Below are 23,913 nucleotides of genomic sequence, written 5' to 3' on the forward strand. Positions count from 1 at the left end.
CGAGACCGAGGAAAGCTTCTCACGTTGCGCCGGGCTGAGGCGCAGGCTTTGCGGCGGCAGCATCCAGATATCGGCATCCAGCCCCATCTGGTGGCTGGCATGACCTGTCACCATGGGGCCGCCGCGCGCCTGGCTCATGTCGCCGATATAGAGGCCCTGCCAGCCGACCTGACGCGCCGCCTGCGACAGCCCGACCAGGAAGCTGACCAGTTCGGGATGCCCCCAGTTGCGATGGCGCGACAGGCGCATCGCCTGCCATGTCGGCCCGGATTCGGGCAGCGCCACGGCACCGCTGATGCAGCCCTTGGAATAGAAGCCGATGGCGGCGGGACTGCCGCCGGTCGGGCCGGGGACGCTGCCGAAGACGTCCTTGGCCAGCGGGTCCGCCGCGCCCGGCAGGGCTGTGGCGAGCGACAGGGCAATCGCGCCCAGGAATTTGCGGATCACTGCTCGGGTTCCCCTCTTGCTTTGACCCAGATTAGCAAAATCAGCGAAAGAAGGAACATCCCGATCAATGGCGTGATGCCCAGCCGCAAGTTCCCGCTCAGCCCGGTGGTGACCGCGATCAGGAAGGGCGCGAGGAAGGTCGTGGCCTTGCCCGAAAGGGCGTAGAGGCCGAAAACCTCGGTCGCGCGTTCGGCCGAGGTGTGCAGTACCACCAATGTCCGACCGGAGGCCTGAATGACGCCGCCCGCCCCGCCGATCAGCGCGCCGCAGACGAAATAGATCGCGTCGGGCAGGTGCGAACCTTCGGGCAGCGGGATGCCCATGATGGCGCTGCGCTTCATGCCGACGATGACGGCGCAGACGAAAATCAGGATCACGGTGCAGAAGATCGTCACCGGCTTTGGCCCCCAGCGCCGGTCGGCACGGCCGCCGATCCAGCAGATCACCGTGGCCGCAAGCGCGGCGACGATGCCGAAAATGCCCGAAAGGATCACCGGCCAGCCCAGCACCGATGCGGCATAGATGCCCCCGAACGCATAAAGCCCGTTCAGCGCATCGCGCGAGAACATCGAGGACAGCAGGAAGGCCGTCAGCGAAGGCCGGTGCCTGAGGCTTCGCAGCAATTGCCAGAGATCGCCCATCGCGGCGCGGATGCGGACCGGACGACGCGGCCCCGGCGTCTCGGGCACCCAGAGGGCGAAGGGGATCATGAAGACCAGATACCAGAGCGCCGTCAGCGGACCCGCCGCGCGCGTGCCTTCGCGTGACGCGGGGTCGAGGCCAAGGATCGGCTCGATCCCGATCAGCGTCCGGCCGGTCTGCGCGTTCTCGGCCAGCAGCAACAGCATGATGAAGAGCGCGATGACCCCCCCAAGATAGCCGAAAGCGAAGCCCGAGCCGGAGACGCGCCCGACCTCATCCCGGCTGGTCAGGCTTGGCAGCATGGCATTGGTGAAGATGGTCGCGAATTCCATGCCGATCAGGCCAAGGCCGAAACAGGCCACCGCGAACACAAGATTTGGTTGCTCGGGCATCAGGAACCACAACCCCCATGCCCCGGCCATGTAGAGGACCGAGAACACCCAGACCCAGACCAGCCTGCGCCCGCTATTATCCGCGATGGCGCCAAGGACCGGGGCGAGGACCGCGATGATGAAGCCCGAGATCGAGAGGCCATAGCCCCAGAGCGATTGGGCCGCGACGCCCGCCGCCTCGGGGCTCATGCCCTGGGCGATGTAATGGTTGCGCGCGACCTCGGCGTAATAGACCGGGAAGATGAATGTCGTCAGGAGCGTCGCATAGGGCTGGCTTGCCCAGTCGAAGAACCACCAGCCCCAGATCCGTTTGCGCTCCATCCCGGTTTCCTTGCTGGCCTTGTTCCATGAGCGGCATAAGGCCAAACCCCGATCAGGCTGGCAAGTCGTCTTTCGGATCGGTGGTGGCCAGCGCCGGCAGCACCGGGGGCCAGGGCCGTTCGGCATCGGCCGCGATCCAGGCCGAAACCCAGCCGGGCAGAGGGGGGCTTTCGGGCCGCTCGCCCGCGGCCTCCATCAGCCGGGCGGGGGACACGATCCCGTCGGGCGAGGTGATGGCGGCGCGGAGCAGCATGTGGTTGCAGCACTCGCCCTTCCGCCACATGCTTTGCTCCATATAGACGAAGCGGCTGTCCCAACCCAGCGTGCGCGAGACCATGGTGAAGCGGTGGAACACCCGGAGGCGGCGGCGATAGCGGACCGAGTTTCCGGCGACGGTGATGCCCCAGCCCTTCGTCCTGAGCGTGCCGATCAGCCCCGTCCTGATCGCCATGGGAATCCGCCCCAGATCATAGAGCGTCAGGGTGCGGCCATTGTTCAGCTCGATCCAGGGGTCGAGATCCCAGGGCCAGCAGCGATGGGTCGAGACATGCGCGTCCAGCACCCCGAGGCGCGGTGCCCTGCGGTATTTCAGCGTCTCGCCGGCGAAGCGCAGCAAAGGATACATCGCGACCTCCTGGTATGGAACGCGGGGTAATCGTGGCGCAGGGGTCCGTCAATCAGGACGCTGCGGCGGCTCACGGGTTGCGCAAGCCCGGCGCCTCGCTTACCTGTCGCTGACATGCGCAAGACGAGGATGTGATGGGCACTCTGTTCGAAGCACTGATGCTGATACTGGATATCGTCTGGTTCGTGATGATCGCCCATATCATCATGTCCTGGCTGATCAACTTCCAGGTGCTGAACCTGCGGCAACCGCTGGTCTGGCAGATCTGGAACGGCCTCAGCCGGTTGCTTGAGCCGATCTATGCCCCGGTCCGCCGGATCCTGCCGAATACCGGCGGCCTCGATCTGGCGCCGCTGGTGGTTTTCATCATCATCATCGTCGCGCAGCGCGCCCTCGCCAATAACGCCGGCTGGTTCTACGGGTTCTGATCATGTCGGCAGCCCCGCTGCTGCGGCAGGTCTTCGGTTTCGACGGCTTCCGGCCGGGTCAGGAGGAGATCGTGGACGCCGTGGCCTCCGGGCGCGACGTGCTGGCGATCATGCCGACCGGCGGGGGCAAGTCGCTGTGCTATCAGCTGCCCGCGCTGATGCGGGACGGGCTGACGGTGGTGATCTCGCCCCTGATCGCCCTGATGCGTGATCAGGTCCGGGCGCTGACCGAGGCCGGGGTCGCCGCCGCCGCCCTGACCAGCGGCAATTCCGAGGATGAGAATGCCGAGGTGATCCGGGCGCTGAACGCGCGCGAATTACGCCTGCTTTATATCGCGCCGGAGCGGCTGGCCTCGGGCGGGACGGTGCCGATGCTGAAGCGCGCGGGCGTGCAGGCGATTGCCGTGGACGAGGCGCATTGCGTCAGCCAATGGGGCCATGACTTCCGCCCCGATTACCTGCGGGTGGGCGAGTTGCGCCGGGCGCTTTCCGTGCCGCTGGCCGCCTTTACCGCGACCGCCGATGCCGAGACGCGGGACGAGATCGTGGCCCGCCTGTTCAGCGACCGCGATCCCCAGATCTTCCTGCGCGGCTTCGACCGCCCGAACATCCACCTTGCCTTCCAGCCGAAGGACGGGCCACGGCGCCAGATCCTCGATTTCGCGGCGGCGCGGCGCGGGCAGTCGGGGATCGTCTATTGCGGCACCCGCGCCAAGACCGAGACGCTGGCCGCTGCGCTCAATCAGGCTGGCCTGCCCGCCGTCGCCTATCACGGCGGCATGGAGGCCGAGGCCCGCCGCGCCGTCGAGACCCGCTTCCAGCGCGAGGACGGGCTGATCGTCACCGCGACCGTGGCCTTCGGCATGGGCATCGACAAGCCCGATATCCGCTGGGTCGCCCATGCCGACCTGCCGAAATCCATCGAGGCCTATTATCAGGAGATCGGGCGCAGCGGCCGCGACGGCGCTCCGGCCGAGACGCTGACGCTTTACGGTCCCGACGACATCCGCCTGCGCCGCAGCCAGATCGACGAGGGGCTGGCCCCGGCCGAGCGCAAGGCCGCCGACCACGCCCGGCTGAACGCGCTGCTGGGGTTGGCTGAATCCGCGACCTGCCGGCGCGTGGCCTTGCTGTCCTATTTCGGCGAGACGGCCGGGCCTTGCGGCAATTGCGACATCTGCGACGCCCCGCCCGAGACCTTCGACGGGACCGAGGCCGCGCGAAAGGTTCTGTCCGCCGTGCTGCGGACCGGCGAGACCTATGGCGCGGGCCATATCATCGACGTGCTGACCGGGACCGAGACCGACCGCATCCGCCAGCGCCAGCACGACCGCCTGCCGACCTTCGGCGTCGGGCGCGACATTCCCCGCCAGCAATGGCAGGCGATCATCCGGCAGATGCTCGGCCGCGACCTGATCCGCCCCGACCCGGAGCGTCATGGCGGCCTCGCGATCACCGCCACCGCCCATGCCGTCCTGCGGGGCGAGGTTCCGGTCATCCTGCGCCGCGACCTGATCAGCCGCGCGCGGCCGGCCGTGGTGGTGCGCACGCAGGTGGACGAGGAGGATGCGCCGCTTCTCTCGGCGCTCAAGGCCAAGCGCCGGGCGCTGGCCGAGGCGGCGCGCGTGCCCGCCTATGTCATCTTCCCCGACCGCACCCTGATCGAGATGGCGCAGGCGCGTCCGCAGACCCTCGACGACATGGCGCGTGTGAACGGGGTCGGCGCGAAGAAGCTGGAAAGCTATGGCGACGAGTTCCTGCGCGTCATCGCGGGCGAGGTCGCGCCGATCCATCCCGCCCGCCGTGCACTTGCGGGCCGCGCCTCGGGCGAGCTTTACGACCGCCTTGCCGAGGCGCAGAGCCGGCTTGGCCGGGGCGAGGACGGGACCGGCAAGCCGCTTTCGGTCAGCACCTCGGCGCTGCGCCGGATTGCCGAGGATCGCCCGCGCGACCTTGCCCGCTATCTCGACGCGCCGCGCCTCGAACGGTTCGGCGAGGCCTTCCGGGCGGAAATCGACGCGGACTGAAGCTATTCGTTGGCGCGGGCGCGGGCTTGGTCAGCGAGCGGCGGTAGGCCGTCGCCCTCGGGCGGCCTCACGCCGAAAACCGCGCAGTAAAGCGCCGGGACGAAGATCAGCGTGACCAGCGTTCCCGCGATGATCCCGCCCATCATCGCATAGGCCATCGGCCCCCAGAACACCTGCCGCGCAATCGGGATCAGCGCGAGGCTGGCCGCCGCCGCCGTCAACAGGATCGGCCGGGCGCGGCTGTCCGAGGCCTCGAAGACCGCGTTCCACTTGCTGTGGCCCTTGCCGATCAGCACCTGAATCTCGTGGACGAGGATCACCGAGTTGCGGATCAGGATGCCGATCAGCGCCAGCACGCCAAGGATCGCGACGAAGCCCATCGGGACGCCGAAGGGCAGAAGCGTCGCCACCACCCCGATCAGCCCCAGCGGTGCTGCGGCAAAGACGATCAGCGACAGGCGGAAGCTCTGCATCTGGATCATCACGAGGAGCGCCATCAGCAGCAGCATGACGGGGACCACGGCGGCGATCGGCTGCTGGCTCTCGTCCGAGGTCTCGACCGTGCCGCCGACCACGATGCGGACCTGATGGGGCAATCCCCGCTGGAACTCGGCCACGCGGTCGGCCAGCGCCGCGATCAGCGTCGCCGGCTGGTCCTTCGTCGCGATATCGGCCTTGACCGTCACCGTGGGCATCCCGTCACGCTGCATGATCAAGGGCTGCTCGGTCCCGTATTGCAACTGCGCCAGCGAGGCGAGCGGGATGGGCGTTCCGGTCGGGGTCGCAAGCTGCAGGTTCTGGATCGAGGCGAGCGAGGAGCGGTCGCTTTCCGTTCCGCGCGCCAGCACGTTGATCAGGAAGATCCCGTCGCGAAGCTGGGTGATCTGCCGCCCGGTGAAGGTGCCCGACAGCGCCCCGGCGATATCCTCGTTGGTGATGCCGACCTGCCGCGCCTGATCCTGGTTCACCTGCAATGTGATCACACGCGCCGGCTCGTTCCAGTCGAGCGAGATGTCGCGCAACCGGGCCTCGGTCGAGAGCACGGCGGCAAGGTCGCGCGCCACGTCCCGCGCCTGATCGAGGTCGGGCGAGGAGACGCGATATTGCACCGGCTTGCCGACCGGCGGCCCGATCTCGAGGTTTTTCACATAAAGGTCGGTGCCGACCAGATCGGTCCGGGCGAAATCGAGCAGTGCGGCCTTGAGCCGGTCGCGCGCCGCAAGGTCCGGGGTCTGGATCACGATCTGGCCCATATAGGGACCGGGCGTCGGGACATCCATCGACAGGACAAAGCGCGGCGCTCCGCGGCCGATATAGGAGGTGTAGAAGAGGGCATCCTCCTCGGCCGACAGGAAGGCCTCCAGCTTTGCGATACCCGCATCGGTCTTGGCGACCGAGGCATTGGCGCGCTCGGTCACGTCGACGATGATCTCGGTCCGGTCCGAGGTCGGGAAGAATTGCTGCTCGACATAGCGCATGCCGAAAACCGACAGCACGAAGGCCGCGAAGGTGATGGCGATGGTCGCCCAACGAAAGCGCATCCCCAGAAGCAGCAGCCGGTGAAAGCCCCGCCGCAGCCGGCCCGGCTGCTGGTCGTGATGGGGCAGGGATTTCGAAAGGAAGGTGACGCCCAGCAGGGGCGCGAACAGCACCGCGACGAACCAGCTGATCACCAGCGAGACCGCGATCACCACAAACAGCGAAAAGGTGAACTCGCCCGCCGCCGAACTGTTTAGCCCGATCGGAATGAAGCCCGCGACCGTGACCAGCGTGCCGGTCAGCATCGGGAAGGCGATCGAGGTCCAGGCATAGCTTGCCGCCTTCTCGACCGTATCCCCGACCTCAAGGCGCGAGATCATCGTCTCGATCGCGATCATCGCGTCATCGACCAGCAGCCCCAAGGCGATGATCAGCGCCCCCAGCGAGATGCGCTGCAGCGTGATGCCGAAAACATCGAGAAGGATGAAGGTGATCGCAAGGACGAGGGGGATCGTCAGCGTCACCACGAAGCCCGCGCGAAAGCCGAGGCTGACGAAGCTGACCAGAAGCACGATTCCGACCGCCTCGGCCAGCGCGCGGACGAAATGGCCCACAGCGTCATTGACCACATGGGGTTGGTCGGCGAACTTGGCCATCTCGATCCCGATGGGCAGGTCGCGCGCCACCCCCGCCATCAGCGCATCGACCGAATGGCCGAATTCGAGGATATTGCCGCCGTCGCGCATCCCGATCTGAAGCCCGATCGCTTCCTTGCCGTTATAGCGGAACAGCTCGTCCGGTGGATCCTGATAGCCGCGCCGCACCGTTGCCACATCGCCGATGTTGAAGAAGCGGTCGCCGACGCGCAGGTTCACATCGGCGATTGACGAAGCGTCGTCGAACTTGCCGCCGACCCGCAGCAAGACCTGTTCCGGCCCGGCCTGCACGATCCCCGAGGGGGTGATGGCGTTCTGGGTCGCCAGCGTCTGGACGACCTGCGTATGGTTCAGACCCAGCGCCGCCAGCCGGGCCGAGGAAAACTCGATCGAGACCTCCTCCTTGCGGACGCCGAGAAGGGCGGTCTTTCCCGCCATCGGCAGCGCCTGAACCTGCTTGCGGATATCCTCGACCCGGTCGCGAAGCTCGCGCGGGGTAAAGCCGTCGGCGGTGAAGGCATAGATATTGCCGTAAACGTCGCCGAAATCGTCGTTGAACTGGAAGCCCTGGAACTCCTGCGGGAAATCGGGGCGGATGTCCGACATCATGTTGCGGACCCGCTTCCAGACCTCGGGCACCTCTGGGCCGCGGATGGTCGGATCCAGCTCCAGATAGACGATCGAGCGCCCCGGCATCGTGACCGAGCGGGTGAATTTCAGCTCGTCCAACTCCTCCAGCTTGGTTTCGATCCGGGTCGTCACCTGATCCAGCGTGTCGTGAATGTCCGCCCCCGGCAGCGAGGCGCTGATCACCATGATCTTGATGGTGAAATTCGGGTCTTCCTCGCGCCCCAGCCGCATGTAGCTGAGCGTGCCCGCGATCATCGAGACGATCAGCAGGAACCAGACGAGCGAGCGGTGATGCAGCGCCCAGTCGGAAAGGTTGAAACGGCCATTCATGGGGCGACGCTTGCTCCTACCTGCTGGCCTTCTTCGAGCGAATGGATGCCGCGGATCACGACCTCCTCGCCGGGCTGGAGACCCTCGGTGACGATGACCATGCGCTCGTCAAGGCCGGGGCCGGCGGTGCCGACCGGGCGGCGGGCGACCGTCGCCTGCGTCTCGCTGCGGGTGACGACCCAGACCTGACTTTTCCCATCATGCTCGAAGACGGCGGCGGCGGGAATGGTCATCAGCCGCGCGCCGGTCGTCGCCGGGCGCGCACGGACCAATGCGCCCAGCCGGACGCCCGAGGGATCCTCCAGCGCCAGCCGCACGCGCCGGGTGCGGGTCGCGGCATCGGCCATGGGTTCGATCCGCGACAGGGTCGCATGGTGGATGCTGTCGGGGTGATTGGGCGACCAGACCTCGAACCGGTCTCCCGCCCGCAGCCGCGTCACCAGCGCGGCCTGCGCGTCGATCACCACCTCAAGATCGTCCTGTCCCGACAGCTCCATGATAGCCTCACCCGCTGCGACCACCGCGCCGGGCGTCGCATGGACCACGCTGATCACGCCGTCAAAGGGCGCCCTCATCTCGGCAAAGCCCTCGGTGTCGCGGGCGCGGATCAGTTCGGACCGCGCCTTCTGATCGGCGGCGATGGCGGCGGCCAGCGCCCGCTCGGCCTGCTCCATCTGCTCGTTGGTCGCGACGTTCCGCTCCAGCAGCGCCCGCGTCCGATCCGCCGCCGATTGTTCGGTCTGAAGCTGCACCCGCGCCGCATCCACTGCCGCCTCGGCGGCGCGGACCTGCCCTTCCAGATCGTCGGGGTTCAGCGTGGCAAGGGTGTCGCCCTCCCTGACGATATCGCCCAGATCGACATTACGCGCGGTCAGCCGCCCCAGCGTCTGGAAGGCCAGCGCCACATCGACATGCGCGCGCACGACGCCGGGGACCGAGCGGTCGCGCGCCTCGGCATCGCCGACGACGATGCTGACGACCGGACGAGGCTGGGCAAGGGCGGGACCGCCCGCGATCAGCAGAAGGGCGACCGGAAGGGATAGCAGCCGTTTCACCTGACCTCCGCGGAGATCTGCGCCTCGACGACCTCGCGGCCGGGATAAAGCGATTGCGAACCGGCGCCGACCACGATCTGCCCGGATTCCACCCCGGTTGCGAGGATGACCGAGCCTTCGGCGAAGCCCGCGATCCCGACCTTGGCCAGCGAGACGCGCCCGCCCTCGTCCACCACCCAGACGGCGGGGGATCCGGCGGTCGCGGTCAGCGCCGTCCAGGGGACCGATATGCCGCGCCCGATGGGAAAATGTACCGCCCCCCGGACGGCCGAGCCGAGCAGCTCGAATCCCGGCGGCGGGTCGTCGATCCGCGCCCGCACCAGGACCGAGCCGGTGGAGGCGTCGACAAGGGGCGCGATGTCGCTGACCTTCGCCTGCATCCTGAGGTCCGGAAAATCGATGCCGACAAGGCTGACCGGCGCCCCCATCACCTGATCCAGCAAGGGCGAATCCGGGGTCTGGAACACGACCTCGCGTCCCGTCGAGGAGGCGAGCGTGATCACGGATTGCGCCGCGCCGACGATCTGGCCCGGCTCTGCCCGCCTTGCGGTGACGATGGCGTCGGTGGGGGCGCGGATCGTGGTGTCCTCCAGCGCCCGGCGCGCCTGATCGCGGGTAGAGATCGCCTCGGTCATGGCACCTTCAGCCGCCGAGAGCGCCTGGTTCGCCCCGTCGAGGCTGGCCCGCGTGCCGACGCCGCGGCTGAGCATGGCCGCCGCGCGTTCCTGCGCCTGACGCGCCTGTTCCTGCGAGGCGCGGGCCGAGGTCACGGCAGCCTCGGCGACCCGCAAAGCCTGCTCGGATTGGAGAGGATCGGTTCGGGCCAGCGCCTGTCCCCTGGTCACCGCGTCCCCTTCGCTGACCGCGACCTCGATCACCCGTCCGCCATGCCGGAAGCCGATCTCGATCGTGTCGGTGGCGTTGACCGTGCCCGTCAGGGCGGCGTCGAAGGTCAATGGGGCTTCCCGGACCCTCACGAACTCCACCGCCAGCCGGTCCTGCGCCAGCGTGGGCGCGGCAATCAGGGTCAGGCAGAGGGTGTTTGTCAGCAGGCGCAGCATACCGGTCCCGTTCTGGCATGGGTTTTTATTGCCCAATCCAACGCCCGGTTGAAGCCCAATTGAGGCGTCCCGCCGCCGCATTGACCCTACGGAAGCCTGAGGCGCGGCGGGCTAGTGATAGCTGCGCACCAGTGCCGCCGCGATCAGCCCCCAGCCATCGACGACGACGAAGAAGGCCAGCTTGAAGGGCAGGGCCACGACGGCGGGTGGCACCATCATCATGCCCATCGACATCAGCACGGCCGACACGACAAGGTCGATGATCAGGAAGGGCAGCGAGACGAGGAACCCGATCTCGAACGCGCGCTGGATCTCGCTCAGCATGAAGGCCGGGATCAGGACCGAGAGCCGGTCGGGGGGCGCCTGCTGATCGGCCGAGATCTCGGCCAGCGTCGCGATCATCTCGGGGTCGGTCCGCGTTTCCATGAAGCCCCGGAAGGGGATCATCCCACGTTCAAGCGCGACCTCGACGGTGATCTGGCCGTCGCGCAGGGGGATGCCTGCGGTCTGCCACGCCTCGGTCAGGACCGGGTTCATCACGAACCAGGTCAGGAACATGGCAAGGCTGACGATCAGCATGTTCGGCGGCGATTGCTGCAATCCCATCGACTGGCGCAGGATCGACAGGACCGTGACGATGAAGGGAAAGCAGGTCACCATGATCGCGATGCCGGGCGCGAGCGAAAGCGCCGTCATCACCGCGAGGATGGTGATTGCATGCCGTCCGACGCCATTCGCCGCCTGATCGGTCAGCGCGGCCATCGCCGGCATCTCCTGCGCCAGCGCCAGCCCGGGCAGCAGGATTGCCAGCAGCGCGAGTATCCCGCGCGTCACGACGGGACGGCCGCGCCCAGGATGCGGACGCAAAGCCGGCTGTCATCCTCGCCCGCGGTGATCAGCTCACCCCGCGCGATGACCTTGTCGCCCACGCAGATATCGACCCCGTCCGAGATTTCCTGATCGAGGCCGAGGACATCATCGCCGCGCAGGCGCGAAAGCTCCGCGACGGTCAGGCGGGTTTTGCCCAGACGGATCGTCACCTCGACCTGGATCTGGTCGGTGGCTATCAGGCCGGATAGGGGATCCATGCTCATTCCTCTCGAAAGATGTCGTCGATGATCGTGGCGATACGGGCAAGGATCCCCGCCGGATCGAACTCTGCCCTGCCGGATTCGCTGCGGATTTCGGCGGTGGCGCGGGCAGGCCCGCCATCCTCCAGCACTGCGTTCGTCAGGCCCGCTTGCGCCACGCAGTCGCGGATGTCCTCAAGCATGTCGGTCGGCGCGCGGATGCACAGGACCGCGCCGGCATTGCGGGATGCGGCCTGTCGCAACTCCCCTTCCAGCGCGGCCAGCAGGCGAGGGGCTGAGGACGCCGTGCCAAGCAGTTCGACAAGGCCCGACAGCACCGGTTGCAACTCGCTCAGCGCCTCGCGCCGGATGCGGGCGGCCTCGTCCTCGCCCGCGTGAAGGCTATGCCCGAGACGCGCGAGTTCGGCGCGCAAGCCATCAAGGCTCGCCTCGCGGCCGTCGTTCAGGCCTTGCTCATATCCTTCCTGATAGGCGTGCTCGATTCCCCGATCCGGCGGCGGGACGGCCAGGCCGGGACGGGCGGCAAAGGATTCGAGGCGTAGCGCGGCGGCAGTCAAATCGCGTCCTCCCGCTTCTCGATCCAGCCGGAGAGCAGCTTCAGGCTCTCATCCTTGCGGGCTTTCATCAGCTCCTTCAGCCGCGCGACGGGGTCGCTGTCGGGCAGGGGGGCGAAGTCGATCTCGGGCACGGCGGCGGAAAGCGGGGGCATGACCTCGGGTTCCGCGGGCGACTCCAGCGCCGCCGTCGGGCCGTTCACGGTTGGTCGGGACTGGTCGAGAAGCGCCCGCTCCGCCTCGGGTCGGTTGCGCAGCACCGGGCGCAGAAGGAAGGCGGCGATCGCGAGGGCGAAGAACCCGATCAGCGCAAGCTTGACCAGCGCGTTCAGGTCAAGTCGCGACAGCGGGCCGCCTTCGCTGGCCAGAGTGCCTGCCTCCGACAGGCTGGCGAAGGGCAGGGACTTCACCGTCAGCGCATCCCCGCGCGCCTCGTCGAAGCCCACGGCCGAGGCGACGAGTTCGCGGATCACCTGCAACTCGGCCTCGTTGCGCGGGACAAGGCGCGGGGGGCCGCTGGCGTCGGCCTGCTCTACCCCGTTGACGAGGACCGCGACCGTCAGCCGCCGGATCGATCCGGGCTGCCGGCTGACCTCGCGCGTCACTTTGCTGACCTCGAAATTCGATCGCTGCCGGTTCTCGGACCGCGAGGAACGGCTTTTGTCGCCCTTGTCCTCCTGCCCCTCGGGCAGGTTCGAGGCGGCGGTCACGGTTCCCGGCTGGTTATTGGTGCTCTGGTCCGCCAGTTCCTCGCTTTCCTGCGAGATCAGCGCGCGCCTTTCGGGATCGAAGCGCTGCTCGGTCAGAAGCTCGGTCTCGGTGACCAGATCCATGTTCACCTCGACGATCGCATTTCCATGGCCGACATGGGCGGCCAGAATGCGCTCGACATTGCTTTTCAAATCCGCGGCGCGATCCTCTCCGGCCATGTCGTCGCTGGCCGGGATCACGCCGCGCTCGCTGTCGATGACGCTCACCCGCTCGGGCAACATGCCGGGAACGCCGGAGGAAACGAGGAATCTGAGGGCGCGGGCCTGGGCGTGCGTGACCGGACTCGCCGTCGTCAGCGTGACCGATGCGCTCGCCTCGGCCTCGCGCCGATAGCCGCGCGCGGTGGGAACGGCGAGGTGGACGCGCGCCGATTTCACGTTCGGCAGCGCCAGCACGGTGCGGGCCAGCTCCCCCTCCTTCGCGCGCCAATAGGCGGCGTCGAACATCTGCGAGGTGGTGCCGAAGCCCGACATGCCGTCGAGAATCTCGTAGCCGGTGCCACCGGACGAGGGCAGTCCCTCTCCGGCGAGGGTCATGCGCAGCGCGTCCCGCCGCCCTTCCTCGACCCAGATCGCATTGCCTCGGATCTCGAAACGGCTGCCCGAGGCTTCGATCGCGGCCAGCAATTCGCCCGATTGCCGGGAATCGAGGCCCGAATAGAGCAGCGACATGGCGGGCCGGCTGGCGAACCAGGAAAGACCCGTGATGATCGCGAAGGTGGCCAGAAAGGCCGCGACAAGGACGCCCTGCTGCCGCGCGCTTCTGGCGCGCCAGTAATCCTGAAGCTTCTGCAAAAACCGCCCCTTTCGAATCGAGGAACCCGACTGTCCCGATCCTGATGGCATGGCGGCGATTAAGAATTGGTTAGCCCGCGACTGCTATCCCCATCGGCAGATCGACGGAGAATCACCATGGCCCATGCAGCCCCCGCGAAGCCCGAGAATATGCCCGAGACCAGCGGCCTCAGGCGGGTATTGCCTCTCGCGCTGGTCGCCCTGCTGCTCGGGGCGGGATTTCTATCCTCCTATAAGGGGGTCTGGGCGCCGCTCTCGCTCCTCGAGTCCGGGAAGGATCAGCCGGTGATGGCCACGGCACCGCGCGCCCAGTTCGTCGGCCTGCCTCAATTCGCCCTGACACTGGCGGGACCGGGGCTGCGCACCTTGGTGATGTCGGTCGAGATCGAGACCGACGCCCTCCACGCCGGGGAGGTCCGCCACCTGTTGCCGCGGCTTTCCGATGCGTTCAACAGCTTCCTCGCCAGCATCGACCCGGCGGCGTTCGAGCGGCGCGGCATCCTCGACATCATCCGCGACGAGTTGGCGACCCGCGCCGTCCATATTTTGGGCGAGGGCGCCTTCAGCGACATCCTGATCACGGAGTTCCGCATCCAATGAACCTGTCCCAGATCCTTCAGATGGCCCTGCTGACCTTTTCGCTGGGGGTAGGGTTCTTCTGCTTCGTCCTCGCGCGGCGCCTGAGGCGTCTCAATGATCTGGAAACCGGGCTGGGCGGCGCGATCGCCGTCATGGCGAGCGAGATCGGGCGGCTCGAGCGGTCGATCCATGCCGCCAAGACCGAGGCGACAGTCGCGACGCGCGGCCTTGCCGAGGAGGTCGAGCGGGCGAAGGAAGAACGCGCCTTCTGGGTCTTGCAGAAGAAATTTTCGGACAGCGTGCCAGCGACCACACGGCTCAGGCGTCGCAGGCGCATCCCTGCGCGGGAGATGACCGATGCCTAGACCCCTTTTGCAGATGGCGGGCGGTATCATCGCGCTGGTTGCAGCGGTGCAGGCGGTCTCGCTGATGGATGGCGTGTCGCGGCTGCGCGCCCATGCCGAACCCGCGGCGCTTCTCGACGGCTGCGATGACGTGCCCGAGGCGGTCATCCTCGCGGAAACGCTGCATCAACGCGGCCTCGGGATCGAGCGCTATATGCAGGACATCGACCGCCGCAAGGCCGAGCTTGCGACGGCCGAGGCCCAGATCACCCAGAAGCTCGTCGAATTGCGGCGCATCCGCCAGCAACTGCGCGAGCGTGACGACACGGCCGGGCAGGCGCAATCCGATGACATCGCCCGGATCATCGCGCTCTACGACCAGATGAAGCCCGAGCAGGCGGCCATGGTCCTCTCGAACCTGCCCCCCGATTTCGCGGCCCAGATCCTCGTCCGGGTCGAGCCGCAGACCGGGGCGCGGATCATGGCCTCGGTCGAGCCGGCGCAGGCGGCCGTGCTGACATCATACATGGGCGCCCTGCGCGCGAAGCAGAATTAGGAGACGGCCATGTTCGGAATCCTCGGCATCGTCCTGACCTTCGCCATGGTCTTCGGCGGCTATATCCTGGCTGGCGGCAAGCTTGCCGTGATCCTGCACTCGCTGCCCTATGAGATGATGATGATCGGCGGTGCGGCGCTGGGATCCTTCCTGCTCGCAAACGAATCCGCCGTGATCAAAAATGCGCTCCGCGGCCTCCTGCATTCGCTCAAGGGGCCGAAATGGCGCGAATCCGACATGCAGGATGTGCTGTGCCTGCTGTTCCAGCTTCTCCGCGTCGCCCGCGCCAGTCCGGTTGAGCTGGAAAGCCATGTCGAGGATCCCGAGAACTCGCCGATCTTCCAGGCGTTCCCGCGCATTCTGCAGGATCATCAGGCGGTGTCACTGATCGCGGACACGCTGCGCTCGGCCAGTCTCAATTACGACGACCCCTATCAGGTCGAGGAGATGCTGTCGCAGCGTATCAGCCTGATCAATGGCGAGGCGATGCATGCGCCCCATGCGCTGCAGAACATGGCTGATGCGTTGCCGGCGCTTGGCATCGTCGCGGCCGTCCTCGGCGTCATCAAGACGATGAGCTCGATCGACCAGCCGCCCGAGGTTCTGGGCAAGATGATCGGCGGCGCGTTGGTTGGCACGTTTCTGGGCGTGTTCCTCGCCTATGCGCTTGTCGCCCCCTTTGCCCAGAGGCTTCAGGCGATCACGCGCCAGGACATGGCCTTCTACGATGTCATCAAGTCCGTCCTGGTCGCTGGCCTCCACCAGCACGCAACCAATCTTTGCGTCGAGGTCGGAAGGCAGGCGACCCCGGAACATGTCCGCCCGAGCTTCGGCGACCTTGAAAACGCGCTGCGCGACCTGAAGAGGGCGTCGTGATCGCCGCTCTGCTGATCGCCACGGCACTGGCCGCGCCCCCCGCTGCCCCGGATACCGCCGAGGGGCTGATTTCCGAGGCCAGGGATCATCTGCTGAATGGCGAGCCGCTGCCGCCCGACATGAACCTTCGCCTGCGCAGGCTCGATCCGGCTCCACGGTTGCGCGTCCTGATCTTCCTGCGCCGCGCCGGGATATTCGAGGGGCCGGGCTGGACGGCCGAGATGCTTCTGGCGGCCCCCGAACCCGGAGGGGCAAGATGAGCGCCGCCGAGGCCCTGCCCGAGCGCCCCGCCTCGCTGCGCCCGGTGCTGATCACGGGGGGGCTGGTCATCATCGTCCTGTCCATGGTCCTGCCGATGCCGGCCCCGGTCCTTGACATCGGCATCGCCCTGTCGATTGCCACCGCGACTGTGATCCTCGTCATGGCCGCGCTGGTCGAGAAACCGACGGACTTCCAGGCCTTTCCCGTTCTGTTGCTGGTTTCGCTGCTCATGCGGCTGTCGCTCAACGTGTCCTCGACCCGGCTGATCCTGACGCATGGCCAGAACGGACCCGATGCGGCGGGACATGTCATCAACGGCTTCGCCGAATTCGTCGCGGGCGGCTCGCTGCTGGTCGGGATGACGGTCTTTGCCGTGATCACGATCGTGAATTTCATGGTGATCACAAAGGGGTCGGGCCGCATGGCCGAGGTGTCGGCGCGCTTTGCCCTCGACTCGCTTCCCGGCAAGCAACTCGCCATCGACGGCGACCTGAATTCGGGCGCGATCGACCATGAGGAGGCGAAGCGCCGCCGCGTGCGCGAGCAGAACGAGATCAGCTTCTTCGGCTCGCTCGACGGCGCGTCGAAATTCGTCAAGGGCGATGCTATCGCGGGGCTTGTGATCACGCTGATCAACCTCTTCGTCGGGCTCGCCGCCGGGATACTCGTCCATTCGCTGCCGGTCGCGGATGCGCTTTCGACTTATTCGCGGCTGACCATCGGGGACGGGCTCGTCTCGCAGATCCCGGCCCTGATCACCTCGATGGCCGCGGCCCTGCTGCTGTCGCGCGGCGGGGCAAGCGAGACCACCGCCGACCTGCTGTCGAAACAGATCGTCTCGAACTGGCAAGTGCCTGCCGTCGCCGCGGGCGGGATGGTGGTGGTGGGCATGGTTCCGGGCATGCCGGTCGCGGTTTTTCTTGCCCTTGCGGGCGCGCTTGGCGCGGCGGCATGGGTCATCCGCCAGCGCACCGCTGCGGCGGGCCCGGTAACAGAAGCCCCGGCCGAGCCGATCGTCACCGGCCCGGCTCCGACCCGGATCGGCGACATCCTCGATACCGAGGAGATCAGCGTCGAGATCGGCTCCGGGCTGATCCTCAGCGCGCTCGATCAGGGCAGGGGCCTTGGCCAGAGGATCACCAACCTGCGTCTGCATATCGCGCGCAGTTATGGCGTCATCCTGCCCGATGTGCGCATCACCGACGGAACCGGCTTCGAGGACGGGGAATATGTCATCCGCCTTCAAGGCGTCGTGCGCGGGCGCGGAAGGCTGAAGCCGCAGGGCGTGCTGGCGCTGGGGGCCGAGGCGGTCCTTGCCCCGATCCGGGGCGAGGAGGTGCGCGAGCCGGTCTATGCAAGTCCCGCCAAATGGATCGCGACCGAGGAACAGGACGATGCCGCCATGGCCGGAGCCACGGTCGTCGCCCCAATGGAGGTGCTTTCCACCCATCTGATGGAGGTGGTGAAGTCGAACCTGCCGGCCTTGCTGACCATGACCTCGATGCAGCGGATGATCCGCGAGCTTTGCGGGCTCTCGGACGAGAACCGGGCACAGGCCAACCAGCGCTTCTTCGACGCGATGATCCCCGAGAAGGTGACGCCGGAACTGCTGCTCGCCGTGCTACGCGGCATGCTGGAGGAGCGGATCTCGATCCGAAACCTCGTCCTCATCACCGATGCCGTCCACGAGGCGCGCGGCGCGGCCACGCCCGAGGCGGTCTATGAGCTGGTGCGCCGCCGGATGCGGGGACAGATCTGCGAGCAATTCGCGACGCCCGACGGGCATCTCGACCTCATCCAGCTTCATCCGCAATGGGAGGCCGAGTTGACACGGGCCGAGGCGGAGGCCGCGCGCGGCGGCAATGCCGCCCTGCCGCAATTGCAGGAAAGGCTGGCTGAGGCGCTGCGCAAGCTCCTCGCGACGTTTGCGCCGGCGGGCGAGCCGATCCTCGCGGTGCCCGACCACCGGCGGCGGCTGGTCAGGATGATGCTGGCCTCGGCCTCGATCGCGGTGCCGGTCATCGGGCTGGATGAGGTCGACCCGGCCGCGCGGGTCCGGCTCTGCGGGACGGTGACGGCGTGAGTCTGCCCGGAGATCCGCAATTCGTGGCCCGGCTCGTGGCCATGTTGCTGACTTATTGCCGGATCCAGGCCTGCCTGCTCGCCATGCCGGGTTTTTCCATGCGCGCCCTTCCGGTTCGGCTCAGGGTGGCGGTTGCCATGTCCCTGACCCCGCTTCTGGCCGAGTTCGCCGGGTCGCAGCCGGTCCCGGAGACGCTGACCGTCCTGATGCTGCTCGGCGGGGCGGAGGTGTTGACCGGGCTGGTCCTCGGCGGCTTTGTGCGCCTGCTGGCAATCGCGCTCGATATTGCCGCGGCGGCGATCGCGGCCACGACCTCGCTCTCACAACTGGTTGGCGGCGCGAATGAATTTGCTCCGCATCCGGTTGGAAACCTGCTCCACCTTGCCGGGCTGGCGCTGCTGATGGCGCTGGGGATGCCGCTGGTCCTGTGCGAGATGCTGCGCGAGAGTTTCCTGCTGCGCCCGATCGGCACCTGGCCCGAGGTGGGCCGGTTGCTGCCCGCGGCGCTGTTGCTGGTCCAGCGCGGCTTCGTTCTGGCGCTGCTGCTGGCGGCGCCCTTCATCCTTGGCGGCTATCTGTTCCAGATCCTGTCGGGCATGGTCAGCAAGGTGATGCCCACCCTGCCGGTCATGTTCATCGCGGCACCGGCTGCGATTTTGCTGGCGCTGCTCGGCCTCGTCCTTCTGACGCCCTCGATCCTCTCGGGTTGGGCGGGGGCGGTGCTCGACGTCATGTCCATGGACCTGCCATGAGCGGGGAGGACGAGGACAAGCAATATGCGGCCTCGGAACAGCGCCTCCGGCGCGCGCGCGAGGACGGCGATGTCCCCCGCTCGCCCGAGCTTTCCGGCGCGCTTGCCTGGCTGGGGTTCTGGGCGGCCGTCGCCGTGGCGACCACGTCGCTGGCACCGGGCTGGACCCGGATGGCCGCGCGCGCCCTGGGCGCCGAGCCCTGGCCGGACGGACGCGGAAAATCGGTCATGGACCTCGCCCAGGCGCTGGCGGGCCATGCCATGCTGGCCACGCTGGGCTTTGTCGCGATCACCGCGCTGCCGATCGTTGCCGGGCTGGCGGTGCAGCGCGCCTTCACCTTCGCGCCGAAGAAGCTGGCGCCCGATCCGGGCCGGATCGACCCGTTCCGCAATGCCACGCAGAAATTCGGCCGCTCCGGCCTCGTCACCTTCGCCCAATCGGTGGGCAAGGTGCTGCTGGTCGGCGCGGGGGGTGTCCTGCTTTATCGCGCGCTTCTGGGCGGCATGATGACCGCAGGCGCGATGGCCGACCTGCAATGGGTCGCGGGGCTGCGCGTGATCACAAACCGCGCGATCGGTCTCTCCCTTGGGATCGGGTTCAGCTTTGCCGTCATCGACCTCCTCTGGAAGCATTTCGAATATCAGCGCCGCCACCGCATGTCCCGCAAGGAGATGCAGGACGAGCACAAGGAGAGCGAGGGCGACCCCCATTTCAAGGCCGCGCGTCGCCAGAAAGGGGTCGAAATCGCGCTGAACTCGATGCTGGCGGATGTCGAGCGGGCCGATGTGGTGATCGTGAACCCGACCCATTACGCGGTCGCGCTGGAATGGAAGCGCGGCAGCGGGCGGGCGCCGGTCTGCCTCGCCAAGGGCGTGGACGAGGTCGCGCGCCAGATCCGCGAGCGAGCGGCAAGCCATCAGGTTCCGGTCTGGTCCGATCCGCCCTGCGCCCGCGCGCTGCATGCCACGGTCGAGATCGGGCAGGAAATCCGCCCGGAGCATTTCGCCCCCGTCGCCGCCGCGATCCGCTTTGCCGAGGCGATGCGGCGCAAGGTCCGGCAGGGCTGGGGGAACGCGCCGCTCAACCTGAAGGGGAGGCTTCGGTGACGACCAGAGGCATCGAGCGGCTTGCGGGGCTGGCGCGGCTCCGCTCCGATCTCGAGATGCGGCGCCTTGCCGCCTATCAGGCCCATGTCGAAGCCGCACGCGCACAGATTGCCGCGATCGGCGATGAACTCGAGGCGCTCTACCGAAGCGAGGCGGCGTTTTCCCTCTCGGGCGCGCGGGTCACGAATGCGTTGGCCGGCGACCGCAGCCGCGCGCTTGGCCGGGCCGAACAGGAACTTGACCGCATGTTGCCGGGATTCGAGGCCGCGCGGGCGGCGGCGATTCGCGAATTCGGCAGGGTTCAAGTTCTGGACAGGCTCGCCGCGCAAGAAGTTGCGACCGACCGGCAGGACCGCGCCCGGAGGGAAGTGGGATATTGCCCATGATGCCGCCTCATCGCGCGCGGAGAGTCTGCCCTTCGCTATGCCGGCGGACGCCCTCTCTGGCAGTCCCGCGCGCGTGGAGTCTGCCCCCTACCGTCAGGGGCGCCGAAGCCAGAACCGCTCTCCCCATAAGCGAGGGGACGTGTGCTGGTCTGGCGCGATGGAAACCGCAATGCCGGTGCGCCTCGTGCGGCTCGGGAACCGTGCTGGGCAATGGCTGGCGCCCGCGCCGATCGCGCTGACCAGCACAACGGCACGCCCCCCCCGCGCGCGGGGGAGAAATACCAACATGGACGTGGCGGGCGTATCTGACAGCGCACGCCCCCTCGCGCGCGGGGAGGAATATCCAGATGGCCCCCTCGCGCGGGTTTTGGCCCCCCCGCGCGAGGGGGAGGCCCGCTCTCGGCGCGCCGGGATTACTTTTCCGCCACACGCTCCCCCGCGCGAGGGGGAGGCCCCTTCGGCAATGCGAAATCCCGCGGCTTGGCCGATATTCCGTTGTGCGTGGGGGTCTGCGCCCGCGCCGCGCTTGCACCCCGCCGACATTAGTGTGCGCCCTTTGCGCGGGTGGAGGCTGCCTGATCACACGGGCGACGCGAGCAACACCGATACCGCCCCTTCCGCGCGGATGCCGGGTGCGATGCGGGCGTGGGCAGGGATCAGAGGGCTAGCCCCCTTGCGCACGGGGAGCCAAACCTGCGGCCGTGCGCCCAAGCGGGTTGCGGCGGGCTTATCCCCGTCGTGTGCGGAGCCAGCTGCATCGCTTGCAAAATCAGGCGACGATGTATGCTATCCCCTTGCTCGCGCGGAGCCAGCCGGATCGTGACCAGGACGCCGAGGCCGCGCGACCTATCCTCCTTCGCGCGGCGGGGAGGCAGCCCGCCGCTTCGCGCAGCCATCGCGGCTGGGGCGTATCCCCCTTCGCGCGCGAGAGCCATGCAGGCCTCGCGGCGATGGCCAGCTTCATCGCCGTATCCCCCTTTATGCGCGGGGCGCCGACTCCATTTCGCTTCGAGATGCTTCTCGCGCGCTCGAAAGGTGTGCCAGCGGTGGATCGGGCGACACAGATCGGCAAACCGCCCCCTGCGTTGGCGATGTGCCCGAATGACCATGACATTGGATGACCCGAAGCTTGCTTCCCCGCGCGCGCTGGGGGGCGTCACAATATAGACTTCGACGGCGCCAGGACGGCTCGCCCGCGAGGCGGTGCCCATGTCTTGCCGGATGGCGGACTCGACCAGAAATTCGCTCTCCCACGCACGCGAGGGACCTAGCGGCTCACGCGCGGGCGGAACTCGCTCTGAGCGCGGGGGTGCCAGTATGTGCTCAAGGTGGACGTAACAGGTCAAGCGCACGCTTCCACGCGTGCGGGACCAGCGCAAGGGCGGGCTTATGGGCGCACATGAAGATCGGCTCGCTCTCACGCGTGCGAGACCAGTTGTCGCGCCAGCCGTAAGAGGGGCAGCAAGGCCCACTCCAGCGCGCGCCGGGCCCAGTTCGGCGCGCTGGCCAGTTTCACTTACAACTCGCTCCCCCGCGCGCGAGGGGGCCGTGGGCTCCGGCAGTCAGCGGGGCCTCGGGATTGCCTCGCTCCCCCGCGCGAGGGGGCCGTCGCGGAGAGCGGGCAAGAAAGCTCGCTCCCCCTGCGCGGGGGCGGGTGTGCGGCATCAGTCCGGGCTTCAGGGTGGTCAGAGCCAGCTCCCCCATGCGCGAGAGCAGATGTGCGACATCCTTCACCGCTATACCTAGGCGCAGCCGCAGGGAAATCGATCGGTTTTGTCCGTCGCCATCGCTCTCCCTGCCACCGCCGCGCGCACCGATGGCGCGACGGCATCGGCTCGCGAGATCCCCTGCGCGCGGGGACGGATCGCGACCTGATGCCAGGGTTTCACTAGGGGCAATCGAGGTCCCCTGCGCGCGAGGACGGATCGAACCTTGTGGCCGAGGGGCCCGGTGCAGCTCCGGCCCGCTGGAGGAGCGTCCTGCTGCCGGCCGGCCCGTGCCGCTGGTGGTGCAGCGCCGCCCGGATGCGAGGGGCGTGCCCGCCACATTGCTGCGGCGCGGAGGTCACGATCCGCGGTCGATCCGATGGCGCGGCTTCAATTTCCCGTCCCGCACCCCTATGATGCGCGGATGAAATTTCCTTGCATGCTGGATGACTTCGCGATGATTCGACCCCTCCTCGTCCTTGCCGCCCTTGCTCCGCTGGCAGCCTGTGCCCCGGCGCCGGCGCCGGAGCCCCTGCCGACGGTGGCGCCGATTCCGATGACGCCCGTTGCCGGGGTCAGTGGCCTTGAATCGCGCGAACCCGATGCCTGCCACGCCAAGAACTATGTCTCGGCGCTGGGCCAGCCCGGTGCCGTGATCCCCGGCCTCGGCATCACGCGCGAATATCGCGTCGTCGAATATCGCGGCATCGAGCCGCAGGAATACGACCCGCTGCGCATCGTGTTCCGGCTTGATGCCTCGGGCAATATTTACAACATCGATTGTGGGTGATCGACATGCGCTTGATCCTGATGGCACTTCCTCTGGTGATCCTCGCGGGTTGCACCGAGGCCCAGCAACCAGCCGCCCCCGGCCTGCCTCCGGGCGATGATGCTTGTGGCGCGAAGAAATTCGAGGGGCTGGTCGGGCAGCCCAAATCCGTCCTTGACGGAATGACCCTGCCCGAGGGAACGCGGGTGATCGGCCCGAACCAGCCGGTCACCATGGATTTCCGCTTTGACCGGCTGAATATCGAGACCGGCAAGGACAACAGGATCAGCCGCGTCGGCTGCTACTAGGACGAATGCGAAAGGCGCGGGAAAATCCCCGCGCCTTTTCCTTTCGGAGCAGCCGGTCGCCCAAGGTCACGGCTTGTCCTTCGGCGCCTCCGGCGTGATCTTCTGCGCGGTGCCGCGGGCGAAGGCGTCCAGACGGTCCCGCGCCGCCGCCTGCGTGTTGACGATGCCCGCCACCATCGCCTCGGCATAGGCGGCATCGAAGCCCGACATGTTCTGCATATGCGAGATCGCCGAGCAGACGGCGAAATTCGACAGCGGCGTGTTCTTGGCCGCCTGCCGGGCCAGTTCGTAGGCCTTGGCCTCGCTGTCCTCGGTCAGATATTGGGCAAGGCCGACATCCACGGCCTCCGCCCCGGAATAGAGGCGGCCGGTCAGCATCATGTCGATCATGCGCGCCTTGCCGATCAGGGCGGGCACGCGGATCGTCGCGCCGCCGCCGGTGAAAAGGCCGCGCTGCCCCTCGGGCAGGCCGAAATAGGTGCTGCCATCCATGACCCGGATATGGACCGCCGAGGCAAGCTCAAGCCCGCCGCCGACCACCGCGCCTTTCAGCGCCGCGATGACCGGCAGGCCGGCATATTCGATCTTGTTGAAGGCTTCGTGCCAGCGCAGGCAGATGCGCATGAACTCGGCCGGGCTGCGATCCTCGCGCCCGTGTTCGACCAGATCGAGGCCGGCGCAGAAATGCGGCCCTTCGGCGCGCAGGACCACGGCCCGCGCCCCCGAGGAGGGCAGGGCGGTAAAGACACCGATCAGCTCCTCGATCGTCTGGGCGTCCAGCGCATTGCGCTTGGCCGGGCGGTTCAGCGTCAGCGTGGCAATGCCGTCCTCGTCAATCGAGAGGAGGAGGTTCGTCAGCCGCAATTCCGAGATGCCGGGCATGG

At 67.6% G+C, this 23,913-nt stretch carries 24 protein-coding genes; 13 read left to right on the plus strand and 11 right to left on the minus strand.

Annotated elements, in window-relative coordinates:
* From VNQ78_RS11070 to VNQ78_RS11080, 3 genes are all read right to left on the minus strand, one after another.
* Window positions 1-447, minus strand: a 447-nt coding sequence (locus VNQ78_RS11070; protein WP_325689635.1) for a penicillin-insensitive murein endopeptidase, incomplete at its 3' end; no start/stop codon positions are given.
* Window positions 444-1,802, minus strand: coding sequence for an MFS transporter (locus tag VNQ78_RS11075; RefSeq protein WP_325689637.1), 1,359 nt, complete (start codon window positions 1,800-1,802; stop codon window positions 444-446). The genes VNQ78_RS11070 and VNQ78_RS11075, both read right to left, overlap by 4 nt.
* A gap of 52 nt (window positions 1,803-1,854) precedes the next feature.
* Entirely contained in the window at window positions 1,855-2,427 is a 573-nt protein-coding gene (locus tag VNQ78_RS11080) for an acyl-CoA thioesterase (RefSeq protein WP_325689639.1), read from the minus strand.
* A 134-nt stretch (window positions 2,428-2,561) separates the two neighbouring features.
* Between VNQ78_RS11080 and VNQ78_RS11085 the strand changes: the two genes are divergently transcribed.
* Window positions 2,562-2,855: a YggT family protein gene (locus tag VNQ78_RS11085; protein WP_325689641.1), complete on the plus strand. Its 294-nt coding sequence runs from the start codon at window positions 2,562-2,564 to the stop codon at window positions 2,853-2,855.
* Window positions 2,856-2,857: 2 nt separating this feature from the next.
* Window positions 2,858-4,882, plus strand: coding sequence for a DNA helicase RecQ (gene recQ, locus VNQ78_RS11090; RefSeq protein ID WP_325689643.1), 2,025 nt, complete (start codon window positions 2,858-2,860; stop codon window positions 4,880-4,882).
* A 2-nt stretch (window positions 4,883-4,884) separates the two neighbouring features.
* On the opposite strand, the gene VNQ78_RS11095 is transcribed toward recQ, so the two are convergent.
* The 7 genes from VNQ78_RS11095 to fliF all read right to left on the minus strand — a co-directional run bounded on the left by VNQ78_RS11095 (window position 4,885) and on the right by fliF (window position 13,303).
* Window positions 4,885-7,977: an efflux RND transporter permease subunit gene (locus tag VNQ78_RS11095; RefSeq protein ID WP_325689645.1), complete on the minus strand. Its 3,093-nt coding sequence runs from the start codon at window positions 7,975-7,977 to the stop codon at window positions 4,885-4,887.
* Complete coding sequence (locus VNQ78_RS11100) at window positions 7,974-9,032, minus strand: efflux RND transporter periplasmic adaptor subunit (RefSeq protein WP_325689647.1); 1,059 nt, start codon at window positions 9,030-9,032, stop codon at window positions 7,974-7,976. The genes VNQ78_RS11095 and VNQ78_RS11100 overlap by 4 nt, the downstream gene beginning before the upstream one ends.
* Entirely contained in the window at window positions 9,029-10,093 is a 1,065-nt protein-coding gene (locus tag VNQ78_RS11105) for an efflux RND transporter periplasmic adaptor subunit (protein WP_325689649.1), read from the minus strand. Before VNQ78_RS11105 ends, VNQ78_RS11100 begins: the two co-directional genes overlap by 4 nt.
* A gap of 111 nt (window positions 10,094-10,204) precedes the next feature.
* Complete coding sequence (gene fliP / locus VNQ78_RS11110) at window positions 10,205-10,864, minus strand: flagellar type III secretion system pore protein FliP (RefSeq protein WP_414694061.1); 660 nt, start codon at window positions 10,862-10,864, stop codon at window positions 10,205-10,207.
* Between the two features lie 59 nt (window positions 10,865-10,923).
* Window positions 10,924-11,181: a FliM/FliN family flagellar motor C-terminal domain-containing protein gene (locus VNQ78_RS11115; protein ID WP_325689651.1), complete on the minus strand. Its 258-nt coding sequence runs from the start codon at window positions 11,179-11,181 to the stop codon at window positions 10,924-10,926.
* 2 nt (window positions 11,182-11,183) lie between these two features.
* Complete coding sequence (locus VNQ78_RS11120; RefSeq protein ID WP_325689653.1) at window positions 11,184-11,741, minus strand: hypothetical protein; 558 nt, start codon at window positions 11,739-11,741, stop codon at window positions 11,184-11,186.
* Window positions 11,738-13,303, minus strand: coding sequence for a flagellar basal-body MS-ring/collar protein FliF (gene fliF / locus VNQ78_RS11125; RefSeq protein ID WP_325689655.1), 1,566 nt, complete (start codon window positions 13,301-13,303; stop codon window positions 11,738-11,740). Before fliF ends, VNQ78_RS11120 begins: the two co-directional genes overlap by 4 nt.
* A gap of 117 nt (window positions 13,304-13,420) precedes the next feature.
* Here fliF and VNQ78_RS11130 point away from each other — a divergent pair, with 117 nt between their 5' ends.
* From VNQ78_RS11130 to VNQ78_RS11180, 11 genes are all read left to right on the plus strand, one after another.
* Window positions 13,421-13,903, plus strand: a complete 483-nt coding sequence (locus VNQ78_RS11130; protein ID WP_325689657.1) for a flagellar basal body-associated FliL family protein — start codon at window positions 13,421-13,423, stop codon at window positions 13,901-13,903.
* Window positions 13,900-14,247 carry a hypothetical protein gene (locus VNQ78_RS11135; RefSeq protein ID WP_325689658.1) on the plus strand — a complete coding sequence of 116 codons (348 nt, stop codon included), beginning with the start codon at window positions 13,900-13,902 and terminating at the stop codon, window positions 14,245-14,247. Before VNQ78_RS11130 ends, VNQ78_RS11135 begins: the two co-directional genes overlap by 4 nt.
* Window positions 14,240-14,782 (plus strand): MotE family protein, encoded by a 543-nt coding sequence (locus VNQ78_RS11140; RefSeq protein WP_325689660.1) that lies wholly within the window; start codon window positions 14,240-14,242, stop codon window positions 14,780-14,782. Before VNQ78_RS11135 ends, VNQ78_RS11140 begins: the two co-directional genes overlap by 8 nt.
* A gap of 9 nt (window positions 14,783-14,791) precedes the next feature.
* Window positions 14,792-15,658: a flagellar motor stator protein MotA gene (motA, locus tag VNQ78_RS11145; protein WP_325689662.1), complete on the plus strand. Its 867-nt coding sequence runs from the start codon at window positions 14,792-14,794 to the stop codon at window positions 15,656-15,658.
* On the plus strand, window positions 15,655-15,918 hold the full coding sequence (locus VNQ78_RS11150) for a hypothetical protein (protein WP_325689664.1): 264 nt from the start codon (window positions 15,655-15,657) through the stop codon (window positions 15,916-15,918). The genes motA and VNQ78_RS11150 overlap by 4 nt, the downstream gene beginning before the upstream one ends.
* Window positions 15,915-18,002, plus strand: coding sequence for a flagellar biosynthesis protein FlhA (locus VNQ78_RS11155; protein ID WP_325689666.1), 2,088 nt, complete (start codon window positions 15,915-15,917; stop codon window positions 18,000-18,002). Before VNQ78_RS11150 ends, VNQ78_RS11155 begins: the two co-directional genes overlap by 4 nt.
* Window positions 17,999-18,754: a flagellar biosynthetic protein FliR gene (locus VNQ78_RS11160; RefSeq protein WP_325689668.1), complete on the plus strand. Its 756-nt coding sequence runs from the start codon at window positions 17,999-18,001 to the stop codon at window positions 18,752-18,754. Before VNQ78_RS11155 ends, VNQ78_RS11160 begins: the two co-directional genes overlap by 4 nt.
* Complete coding sequence (locus VNQ78_RS11165; protein ID WP_325689670.1) at window positions 18,751-19,860, plus strand: flagellar type III secretion system protein FlhB; 1,110 nt, start codon at window positions 18,751-18,753, stop codon at window positions 19,858-19,860. Before VNQ78_RS11160 ends, VNQ78_RS11165 begins: the two co-directional genes overlap by 4 nt.
* Complete coding sequence (locus tag VNQ78_RS11170) at window positions 19,857-20,246, plus strand: hypothetical protein (RefSeq protein WP_325689672.1); 390 nt, start codon at window positions 19,857-19,859, stop codon at window positions 20,244-20,246. Before VNQ78_RS11165 ends, VNQ78_RS11170 begins: the two co-directional genes overlap by 4 nt.
* Before the next feature lie 2,163 nt (window positions 20,247-22,409).
* On the plus strand, window positions 22,410-22,742 hold the full coding sequence (locus tag VNQ78_RS11175) for a hypothetical protein (RefSeq protein ID WP_325689674.1): 333 nt from the start codon (window positions 22,410-22,412) through the stop codon (window positions 22,740-22,742).
* A 5-nt stretch (window positions 22,743-22,747) separates the two neighbouring features.
* Window positions 22,748-23,029, plus strand: coding sequence for an I78 family peptidase inhibitor (locus VNQ78_RS11180; protein ID WP_325689676.1), 282 nt, complete (start codon window positions 22,748-22,750; stop codon window positions 23,027-23,029).
* A 66-nt stretch (window positions 23,030-23,095) separates the two neighbouring features.
* Here VNQ78_RS11180 and VNQ78_RS11185 read toward each other — a convergent pair whose 3' ends face one another.
* Complete coding sequence (locus VNQ78_RS11185) at window positions 23,096-23,911, minus strand: crotonase/enoyl-CoA hydratase family protein (protein ID WP_325689678.1); 816 nt, start codon at window positions 23,909-23,911, stop codon at window positions 23,096-23,098.
* Window positions 23,912-23,913: the final 2 nt, after the last annotated feature.

The sequence above is a fragment of the Paracoccus sp. (in: a-proteobacteria) genome (assembly GCF_035556475.1).
Taxonomy (GTDB): domain Bacteria; phylum Pseudomonadota; class Alphaproteobacteria; order Rhodobacterales; family Rhodobacteraceae; genus Paracoccus.